A 10,113-nucleotide genomic window follows, 5' to 3' on the forward strand; every position below is an offset into this window, starting at 1 on the left:
GCGATGCCCTTGCCGGTGATGTCGAAGGCCGAGCCGTGGATCGGCTCGAACATGGACGGAAAACGCCGCTCGGGATCGATGTTCGCGGTCGGCGCGACGCCGAGGCTGCCCGCCAGCGCCCCGGCGAGGTCCGACAGGATATCGGCATGGAGGTTGGTCGCGACGATCGTGTCGAGACTCTGCGGCTTCAAGGTCATGCGGACCGTCATCGCATCGACCAGCATCTTGTCCCACGTCACGTCGGGGAACTCGACTGACACCTCCGCCGCGATCTCGTCCCACATCACCATGCCGAAGCGCTGGGCGTTGGACTTCGTCACGACGGTGAGGAGCTTCCGCGGCCGGGACTGGGCGAGGCGGAAGGCATAGCGCATGATGCGCGTGACGCCGACGCGGGTGAAGATCGCGACCTCGGTCGCGACCTCCTCCGGCAGGTCGCGATGGGCGCGCCCGCCATGGCCGGAATATTCGCCCTCCGAATTCTCCCGCACGATCACCCAGTCGAGGTCGCCGGGCTTCACGCCAGCGAGCGGCGAGACGATACCGGGCAGGATCTTGGTCGGGCGCACGTTGGCGTACTGGTCGAAGCCTTGGCAAATCGGCAGGCGCAGCCCCCACAGGGTAATATGGTCGGGCACATCGGGCGCGCCGACGGCGCCGAAGAAGATCGCGTCGAAGCCCTTCAGCTGCTGCGTGCCGTCCGCCGGCATCATCACGCCGTGCGTCCGATAGTAATCCGAGCCCCAGTCGAACTGGGTAACGTCGAGCCGGAACGTCCCCTCGCGCCGCTCCAGCGCCTCCAGCGCCTGCAGACCGGCGGCAATGACCTCCGGCCCGATGCCGTCGGCGGGAATGGCGGCGATCCTGTAGGTCTGCATGGCAGCGGCGTCCTCCTGGCGTCGCTTACGGGCTTACGGGGTTTCGGTCGCCGGATGAAGTCGGCTGCGCCTGCATGGGCCCGGCCTCGCCCTCGACCTTTGCCGGCCGCGCGCCAGTTTCGGCAGAGATCAACTATGGGTGATGTCGCGTGGCGGACGGTTCGAAGACGGTGGTCTATGCGGCATTGGCGGGCAACGCGCTGATTGCCGCGACGAAGTTCGCAGCCGCCTTCTTCACAGGGTCGTCGGCCATGCTCAGCGAGGGCGTCCACTCCCTCGTCGACACCGGCAACGAGGTGCTGCTCCTCTACGGGATGCGTCGGGCCGGCCGCCCGCCGGACCGCACCCATCCGCTCGGCCACGGGCGGGAGCTCTACTTCTGGAGCTTCATCGTCGCGCTTCTCGTCTTCGCACTCGGCGCGGGCGTCTCTATCTATCAGGGCATCCACCACATCATGGCGCCCGAGCCGATCGAGAACGTCGGCTGGAACTACGGGGTGCTCGCAGCCTCCTTCGTGTTCGAGGGCTTCTCGTGGGTCGTCGCGCTCCGCGAGTTCCGCGAGCAGAAGGGATCGGCCGGCTATGTCGAGGCGATCACGCGCAGCAAGGACCCGACGACCTTTACGGTGCTTCTCGAGGACAGCGCAGCGCTGATCGGGCTTGCCATCGCATTCGTCGGCATCTTCCTCGCGGAAACGCTCGGACGACCGGAGCTCGACGGCGTCGCCTCCGTCGGCATCGGCATCGTGCTGGCGGGCGTCGCGATCTTCCTCGCGCGCGAGAGCAAGGGTCTGCTTATCGGCGAGCCGGCACTGCCGAGCGTGCAGGCCGCGATCCTGCGGATGGCAGAGGCCGATCCGGCGATCCAGAAGGCGAACGGCGTGATCACCACCCATCTCGGTCCGCGTCAGATCGTGGTGGCGCTCAGCGCCGAGTTCGAGGACCACATGACCGCGCCCGAGATCGAAGCCTGCGTCCAGCGGCTGGAGGCGCGGGTCAAGGCCGAACTGCCGGATGTAACGACCGTCTTCGTCAAGCCGCAGACGGCCGGCACCTGGGCGAAGCGCGCCAGCGCGATCCGTTGACGCGTCCTGTCATTCGAATTCGAGGATGACGAAGTCGGCCGGCAGGCTGTCGCCGACCGCCGCGCGCACCGCGCCGATCGTCGCAGCCTTCGGGGCACGCAGGTTGTTCTCCATCTTCATCGCCTCGATCGTGCCGAGCACTTGGCCCGCCTCGACGCGGTCACCGGGCTGGACGGCGAGCCGTGTCAGAAGGCCCGGCATCGGGCAGATCAAGAGGCGCGACAGGTCCGGCGGCTCCTTGTGCAGCATGTGCCGCGAGAGTTCGAACACATGCGGCAAGGACACGCGAACCTCGTGCGTCGCGCCGCGCGTCGTCAAGCGCGCACCCGTCAAAGTCGGCCGGATGCGCAGCGACAGGTCCTCGCCGTCGAACCGCAGGCGCGCCATCGGCTCGCCGAACCGCCACTCGAGCGCGGCCGGCACGGGCGGCGCACCGTCGATCGAAACCTGCCGCCTCCCATCATCGCCCGATACGCCGACCTCGAAGCGCCGATGCCCAAGTTCCGCGACGCGCGCGCCGCTCGCGCGGATTGCGGGCCCGAGCTGGCCGTCGATGCGCGCGTCGCGCTCGGCCCGTAGGACCGACACGAGCGCGCCGGCAACAGCCAGCGCGCGGGCCAGCGCGTCGTCCGGCGCGACCCCCTTGAAGCCTTCCGGATATTCCTCTGCGATGAAGCCGGTGGTCAGAGCCCCAGCCCGAAAGCGCGGGTGCTGCATGATCGCCGAGAGGAAGTCGATGTTGTTACCGAGGCCGCTCAGTTCGAACCGGTCGAGCGCCTCCACCTGCCGGTCAATGGCGTCCTCGCGCGTCGTGCCGTGGGTCACGAGCTTGGCGATCATCGGGTCGTAGAACATCGAGACCTCGCCGCCCTCGACCACGCCGTCGTCCACCCGAACGCCGTCGCCGGCCTCGGGCGGCCGATAGCGCACGAGGCGGCCGGTCGACGGCAGGAAGCCGCGATAGGGGTCCTCGGCATAGACGCGGGTCTCGATCGACCAGCCGTCGAGCCGGACGTCGTCCTGGCCGATCCGCAGCGGCTCGCCCGCGGCCACGCGGATCATCTCCTCCACGAGATCGAGACCGGTGACCATCTCCGTGACCGGATGTTCCACCTGAAGACGCGTGTTCATCTCGAGGAAATAGAAGCTCTTTCCGGTCGGATCGGCGCCGGAGACGATGAGCTCGACCGTACCCGCGGAGTGGTAGCCGACGGCCTTGGCGAGCGCCACAGCCTGTTCGCCCATCGCGCGTCGCATCTCGAACGTGACGAAGGGCGACGGTGCCTCTTCCACCACCTTCTGGTGCCGGCGCTGGATCGAGCACTCGCGCTCGCCGAGGTAGAGGACGGTGCCGTGCTTGTCGCCGAGCACCTGGATCTCGATATGGCGCGGGCTCTCGATGAACTTCTCGATGAAGACGCGATCGTCGCCGAAGCTCGCCAGCCCCTCGCGCTTGACCGCCTCGAAGTCCTCGCGCACGTCGCCCTCGTTCCAGGCCAGCCGCATGCCCTTGCCGCCGCCGCCGGCCGAGGCCTTCATCATCACCGGAAAGCCGATCTCGGCGGCGATCCGCACCGCGTCCTCGGTGCCCTCGATCTCGCCGAGAAAGCCGGGAACGACGTTGACGCCGGCCGCCTTCGCCAGCTTCTTCGACTGGATCTTGTCGCCCATCGCCGCGATGGCTTTCGGCGGCGGGCCGACGAAGGCGATGCCGGCGTCCTCGCAGGCGAGCGCGAAGCTCTCGCGCTCCGACAGGAAGCCGTAGCCGGGGTGGATGCAGTCGGCGCCGGTCGCCTTCGCGGCCTCGAGAATGAGGTCGGCGCGCAGATAGCTTTCCGCGGCGGGTGCCGGCCCGAGACGCACGGCCTCGTCCGCCATCCGCACATGCGGACTCAGCGCGTCGGCATCGGAATAGACGGCGACGGTCGCGATGCCCATCCGCTTGGCGGTGCGCATGACGCGGCAGGCGATCTCGCCGCGGTTGGCGATCAGGATCTTACGGAACACGGGAGACGCTTTCATTCTGCGGCGTTGCGATCGCCGGTGTCGCCGAGCGGCGGCATGTTGTGGCCGAGGAGGCGCAGCACTTCGGCCGCCGCTTCGACGAGGTTGGTGCCGGGGCCGAAGATCGCGTGGACGCCCGCTCGGCGAAGCGCGTCGTAGTCCTGCGCCGGGATGACGCCGCCGGCCACCACCTTGATGTCGGCGCGGCCGAGTTCGCCGAGACGCGCGATGAGGTCCGGGATCAGCGTCTTGTGACCGGCCGCGAGCGACGAGGCGCCGACGATATCGACCTCGCGCTCCACCGCCAGCGCCGCCGCCTCGGCGGGCGTCTGGAACAGCGGGCCCGGCACGATCTCGAAGCCGAGGTCGCCGAACATCGAGGACACGAGGTTGGCGCCGCGATCGTGCCCGTCCTGCCCCATCTTGGCGACCAGCATGCGCGGCCGACGCCCGAGGCGCCGCTCCGTCGTCGCCACGGCATCGGTCAGCCGTGTCCAGCGGGGATCGTCGGCATAGGCGCCGCCGTAGATGCCGCTGACCGGCCGGGGCTGCGTGTCGAAGCGGCCGAAGACATCCTCCATCGCCGCCGAAATCTCGCCGAGCGTCGCGCGGGCTCGCGCGCATGCGACGGCCAGCTCGAGAAGGTTGCCGCTTCCCGACGCCCCCTCGCGCAGGGCATCGAGCGCCGCCGTGACGGCCTCGGCGTCGCGCTCGGCCTTGACCCTTCCGATCCGCGCGACCTGCGCCTCGCGGACGGCATGGTTGTCGACATCGAGAATCTCGATCGGCGCCTCGGCCTCCAGCCGGTAGCGATTGACGCCGACGATCACGTCCCCGCCCCGGTCGACACGCGCGGCCTTGGCCGCCGCCGCCTCCTCGATCATCGCCTTCGGCCAGCCGGCCGCGACAGCCTTGGCCATCCCGCCTTCGCTGCGAATGCGCTCAATGAGCGCCCAAGCCCCGTCCACCAGCGCCTTGGTCAGGCTCTCGACATAGTAGGAGCCGCCGAGCGGATCAACGACCTTCGTCATGCCCGTCTCCTCCTGGAGCACGAGCTGCGTGTTGCGGGCGATGCGGGCGGAGAAGTCGGTCGGCAGCGCGATCGCCTCGTCCAGCGCGTTGGTGTGGAGCGACTGCGTGCCGCCGAGCATCGCGGCCATCGCCTCGATCGTGGTGCGCATGACGTTGTTGTACGGGTCCTGCTCGGTCAGCGAGACCCCCGACGTCTGGCAGTGCGTGCGCAGCATCTTGGAGCGTTCGTCCCGCGCCCCGAGTTCGGTCATCGCCCGGTGCCAGAGGACGCGGGCGGCGCGCAGCTTGGCGACCTCCATGAAGAAGTTCATGCCGATGGCGAAGAAGAAGCTCAAACGTCCTGCGAACGCATCGATATCGAGCCCCGACGCCACGCCGTAGCGCACGTATTCCATGCCGTCGGCGATGGTGAAGGCCAGCTCTTGGAGCTGCGTCGCCCCGGCTTCCTGCATGTGGTAGCCGGAGATCGAGATCGAGTTGAACCTCGGCATCTCGCGGCTCGTGTAGGCGAAGATGTCCGAGACGATCCGCATCGAGGGTTCGGGCGGATAGATATACGTGTTGCGGACCATGAACTCCTTGAGAATGTCGTTCTGGATGGTCCCGTCGAGCCGGTCACGCAGCACGCCCTGCTCCTCGCCGGCGACGATGAAGAAGGCGAGGATCGGGATCACCGCGCCGTTCATGGTCATCGACACCGACATCTCAGCCAACGGGATGCCGTCGAAGAGGATCTTCATGTCTTCGACCGTATCGATCGCGACGCCCGCCTTGCCCACATCCCCGACGACGCGGGGGTGATCCGAATCGTAGCCGCGATGGGTGGCAAGGTCGAAGGCGACCGACAGACCCTTCTGGCCCGCCGCGAGGTTGCGGCGATAGAAGGCGTTGGACTCCTCGGCGGTCGAGAAGCCCGCATACTGCCGGATCGTCCAGGGGCGCCCGGCATACATCGAAGCCCGCACGCCGCGCGTGAACGGGGCGAAGCCCGGCAGGCCGGGGTTCCAGCCGGCGACATCCTCCGCGGTGTAGAGCGGCTTGACCGTGATGCCTTCGGGCGTGTGCCAGTCGAGGTCGCGCCCCTTCGCCTCACGGGCGGCAAGCGCCCTCCAGTCGTCGAGCGTCGGGCGTTCAGTGTCCGCCATCGGGTGCCTCCATCAACTCGACGAGAACGCCGCCCATGTCGCGCGGATGCAGGAAGACGATCCGCGTCCCGTGGGCGCCGATACGCGGCGTCCCGAGCGCCCGCGCGCCTCGGGCCGTCATGTCCGCGATGGCGGCATCGAGATCGGCGACCTCGAAGCACAGGTGATGCTGGCCGCCGGCCGGGTTGCGCTGGAGGAAGCCGGCGACCGGCGAGGCGTCGTCGAGCGGCTCGATCAGCTCGATCTGCGTATTCCCCGTATCCACGAAGCAGACCTTCACGCCCTGTTCGGGCAGGTCGAAGGGCGTGCCGACCGCGGCCTTCCCGAAGATCGCGGCGTAGTGCTCGCCCGCGCGCGTGATCGAAGGCGTCGCCACGCCGACATGATTCAGGCGTCCGAACATCGCGGGGCCTCCCGTCCCTTTGCCGTTCATAGCGGAATGTTGTCGTGCTTCTTCCAGGGATTCTGCAACTGCTTGCCGCGCAGCTTGCGAAGCCCGAGCGCCACCCGCCGCCGGGTCGAATGGGGCATGATCACCTCGTCGACGAACCCCTTGGACGCCGCGACGAACGGGTTGGCGAAGCGGCGCTCGTATTCGGCCGTCCGCTCCGCGATCTCCTCGGCGCTTCGGCCGCGGAAGATGATCTCGACCGCGCCCTTGGCGCCCATCACCGCGATCTCGGCGGTGGGCCACGCGTAGTTCAGGTCGCCGCGCAGATGCTTCGACGCCATCACGTCGTAGGCGCCGCCGTAGGCCTTTCGGGTGATGACCGTGATCTTGGGCACCGTCGCCTCGGCATAGGCGAAGAGGAGCTTCGCCCCATGCTTGATGATGCCGTTGTGCTCCTGCGCGACGCCCGGCAGGAAGCCCGGCACGTCGACGAAGGTGACGATCGGGATTTCGAACGCGTCGCAGAATCGCACGAAGCGCGCGGCCTTCTTCGAGGCCGCGATGTCGAGGCAGCCGGCAAGGACCGTCGGCTGGTTGGCCACAAGCCCGACCGTGCGCCCCTCGATGCGCCCGAACCCGACGATGATGTTGCCCGCGTGGCTCGGCTGGATCTCGAAGAATTCGCCCTCGTCGACGACCTTCGTGACCAGCTCGTGCATGTCGTAGGGCTGGTTGGCGCTCGGCGGGATCAAGGTGTCGAGGCTCGGCTCCAGACGATCGAACGGGTCGGGGCTCGGGCGCTCCGGCACCCCCGTCCGGTTCGAGGCCGGCAGGAAGCCCATGAAGTCGCGTGCGGCGAGCAACGCCTCGATGTCGTTCTCGAAGGCGCAGTCGGCGACCGAGGATTTCGTCGTGTGCGTCACCGCACCGCCGAGGTCTTCCTGGCTGACGACCTCGTTGGTCACCGTCTTCACAACGTCCGGGCCGGTGACGAACATGTAGCTCGAATCCTTCACCATGAAGATGAAGTCTGTCATCGCCGGTGAATAGACGGCGCCGCCCGCGCAGGGACCCATCACGAGGCTGAGCTGCGGCACGACGCCCGATGCCAGCACGTTGCGCTGGAACACCTCGGCATAACCGCCGAGCGAGGCGACGCCCTCCTGGATGCGCGCGCCGCCCGAATCGTTCAGCCCGATCACCGGCGCGCCGACCTTCAGCGCCATGTCCATGATCTTGCAGATCTTGGCCGCATGGCGCTCGGAAAGCGATCCGCCGAACACCGTGAAGTCCTGGCTGAAGACGAAGACCAGCCGGCCGTTGATCGTCCCCGAGCCCGTGACGACCCCGTCGCCGGGCACGATCTGCGTCTCCATGCCGAAATCGGTGCAGTTGTGCTCGACGAACATGTCGAGTTCCTCGAACGACCCTTCGTCGAGCAGGACGTCGAGGCGTTCGCGCGCGGTGAGCTTGCCCTTGGCGTGCTGTGCGGCGACGCGGCGTTCGCCGCCGCCCTCGCGCGCGGCGGCGCGGCGGCGTTCGAGTTCCTCAATCGTCGACGACATGCACGGCCTCCCTTTGCCGCGACAGGATGGAGGAAGGGACGGGCCCGCTGCAACCGCCGTCTCGCGTCGGACACGGGCTTTCGCACATTCCGGCAAGCGAGGCATCGGCGACCCACGACGCGGCGAAGCGCCACGCCGCCTCGGTCGCGTTCAGCCGATCCGGCAACCGAACTCAGCCGCACGGCCGAGACTGGCCAACTGCCGGACGGCCAGCATCTGCAGGCCCCTGGCAGCGGCTCGGGAAGCGATCGCGTGCATGGGTCGGAGCCCAGCGCCTCCCGACATTGTGTGCCGCGACCGGATGACGACGCGCGTGCTGCCGGTAGCCGGCTGGCCGATCTGGATTAGTTACAAACTGCAGCGGCGCCAGCGCATCACCGTCCGGGTGGGGCGCGATGGCATCGACACCTTGCGCCCAGGACCCCGATCCGCCGACCGGCAACGGCGAATCGCGTCGGGTCTCCCGTTGCGCCCCACCGAAGAGCCTCGCGAGCCATGTCGAGATTCCCCGACCTTGAACTGAACCGGCGGCAGCTGATGTCCGGCGTGACGGCGACCGCCGCGCTCGGCGCCCTGCCCGCCTCCGCGCTGGCGCAGTCATCCGGCGCGGCGGCTGCCGCCTCGGATGCCGCCGTCACGGCGCCTGTCGCCTTCACGGTGAACGGCGAGCGGCGCGAGCTCGACCTCGATCTGCGGACCACGCTTCTCGATGCGCTGCGCGAGCACATCAAGCTCACCGGCACCAAGAAGGGGTGCGACCACGGCCAGTGCGGCGCCTGCACGGTGATGGTCAACGGGCGGCGCATCAACGCCTGCCTGACGCTCGCGGTGCTGCACGAGGGCGACGAGATCACCACGATCGAGGGCCTCGGCACGCCCGACAACCTGCACCCGATGCAGGAGGCCTTCCTGAAGCACGACGGCTACCAGTGCGGGTACTGCACGCCGGGTCAGATCTGCTCGGCGGTCGGCGTCCTCGAAGAGGTCAAGGCCGGCATCCCGAGCCATGTGACCGCCGATCTCAACGGCTCGATGGAAGCCACGAACGAAGAGATGCGCGAGCGCATGAGCGGCAACATCTGCCGCTGCGGCGCCTATTCCAACATCGCCGACGCCATGGCCGAAGTCGCCGGGAGGCCCGCATGAAGTCCTTCACCTTCGAGCGCGTCAACTCGCCGGCAGAAGCCGCCAAGGCTGCGGCGGCCCGGCCCGACGCCAAGTTCATCGCCGGCGGCACCAATCTTCTCGACCTGATGAAGCTCGAGATCGAGGCGCCACGCCATCTCATCGACATCAACCGGCTCGGCCTCGACACGATCGAGGCGACCGAGGACGGCGGCCTTCGCATCGGCGCGCTGGTGCGCAACACCGACATGGCCGCCGACGAGCGCATCCGCCGCGACTACGGCGTCCTGACGCGGGCGGTGGTGGCGGGCGCGTCCGGCCAGCTGCGCAACAAGGCGACGACGGCCGGCAACCTCCTCCAGCGCACCCGCTGCCCCTATTTCTACGACACCAACATGGCCTGCAACAAACGCACGCCGGGCGCCGGCTGCGCCGCGATCGAGGGCTATTCGCGTCTTCTCGGCGTCGTCGGCGTCAGCGACGCCTGCATCGCCACCAACCCGTCCGACATGAACGTCGCGCTCGCCGTCCTCGACGCTTCGGTCGAGACCGTGAAGCCTGACGGGGCGACCCGCACGATCGCGTTCGCCGACTTCCACCGCCTGCCCGGTGACACGCCGGAGGTGGAGACCGCGCTTGAGGCAGGCGAGTTCGTCACCGCCGTCACGCTGTCTGCGCCGCTCGGCGGCAAGCAGATCTACCGCAAGGTTCGCGACCGCGCGTCCTATGCCTTCGCCGTCATTTCCGTCGCGGCCGTGATTCAGCCGGACGGCACGGGCCGCGTGGCGATCGGCGGTGTGGCGCCCAGGCCCTGGCGCATGGAGGAAGCCGACGCGCAGCTGCGCGAGGGCGCCAAGGCCACCGCCGCGCGCCTCTTCGCCGACGCCA

8 protein-coding genes are annotated in these 10,113 nt (G+C 68.5%); 3 read left to right on the forward strand and 5 right to left on the reverse strand.

Annotated features, from left to right (window positions below; all coding sequences use genetic code 11):
- On the reverse strand, positions 1–878 hold an 878-nt coding region (locus QZ753_RS11770; RefSeq protein WP_294643961.1), incomplete at its 3' end, for a tartrate dehydrogenase.
- Between the two features lie 149 nt (positions 879–1,027).
- Between QZ753_RS11770 and QZ753_RS11775 the strand changes: the two genes are divergently transcribed.
- The gene (locus QZ753_RS11775; protein ID WP_294643963.1) at positions 1,028–1,963 is read left to right on the forward strand and encodes a cation diffusion facilitator family transporter; all 936 of its coding nucleotides are present in this window, start codon (positions 1,028–1,030) and stop codon (positions 1,961–1,963) included.
- Between the two features lie 9 nt (positions 1,964–1,972).
- On the opposite strand, the gene QZ753_RS11780 is transcribed toward QZ753_RS11775, so the two are convergent.
- The 4 genes from QZ753_RS11780 to QZ753_RS11795 are packed head-to-tail and all read right to left on the reverse strand — an operon-like array spanning position 1,973 to position 8,100.
- Positions 1,973–3,970 (reverse strand): acetyl/propionyl/methylcrotonyl-CoA carboxylase subunit alpha, encoded by a 1,998-nt coding sequence (locus QZ753_RS11780; protein WP_294643965.1) that lies wholly within the window; start codon positions 3,968–3,970, stop codon positions 1,973–1,975.
- Positions 3,971–3,981: 11 nt separating this feature from the next.
- A complete protein-coding gene (gene scpA / locus QZ753_RS11785) occupies positions 3,982–6,144 on the reverse strand; it encodes a methylmalonyl-CoA mutase (RefSeq protein ID WP_294643966.1) in 2,163 nt (720 codons plus the stop codon).
- A complete protein-coding gene (gene mce / locus QZ753_RS11790; RefSeq protein ID WP_294643969.1) occupies positions 6,131–6,547 on the reverse strand; it encodes a methylmalonyl-CoA epimerase in 417 nt (138 codons plus the stop codon). The genes scpA and mce overlap by 14 nt, the downstream gene beginning before the upstream one ends.
- A 26-nt stretch (positions 6,548–6,573) precedes the next feature.
- Entirely contained in the window at positions 6,574–8,100 is a 1,527-nt protein-coding gene (locus QZ753_RS11795; RefSeq protein ID WP_294643971.1) for an acyl-CoA carboxylase subunit beta, read from the reverse strand.
- Between the two features lie 495 nt (positions 8,101–8,595).
- Here QZ753_RS11795 and paoA point away from each other — a divergent pair, with 495 nt between their 5' ends.
- Positions 8,596–9,246, forward strand: coding sequence for an aldehyde dehydrogenase iron-sulfur subunit PaoA (gene paoA / locus QZ753_RS11800; protein WP_294643974.1), 651 nt, complete (start codon positions 8,596–8,598; stop codon positions 9,244–9,246).
- Positions 9,243–10,113: xanthine dehydrogenase family protein subunit M (locus QZ753_RS11805; RefSeq protein ID WP_294643975.1), on the forward strand; the 871-nt coding region annotated here is incomplete at its 3' end. The genes paoA and QZ753_RS11805, both read left to right, overlap by 4 nt.

It is taken from the genome of uncultured Aureimonas sp. (genome assembly GCF_913775355.1).
In the GTDB taxonomy this organism is placed as follows: Bacteria; Pseudomonadota; Alphaproteobacteria; order Rhizobiales; family Rhizobiaceae; genus Aureimonas.

What these genes read in the sequence shown, in the direction of transcription:
- mce (WP_294643969.1), bottom strand. Translation starts at nt 6,547, where the DNA reads ATGTTCGGACGCCTGAATCATGTCGGCGTGGCGACGCCTTCGATCACG.
- scpA (WP_294643966.1), bottom strand. Translation starts at nt 6,144, where the DNA reads ATGGCGGACACTGAACGCCCGACGCTCGACGACTGGAGGGCGCTTGCC.
- paoA (WP_294643974.1), top strand. Translation starts at nt 8,596, where the DNA reads ATGTCGAGATTCCCCGACCTTGAACTGAACCGGCGGCAGCTGATGTCC.
- QZ753_RS11795 (WP_294643971.1), bottom strand. Translation starts at nt 8,100, where the DNA reads ATGTCGTCGACGATTGAGGAACTCGAACGCCGCCGCGCCGCCGCGCGC.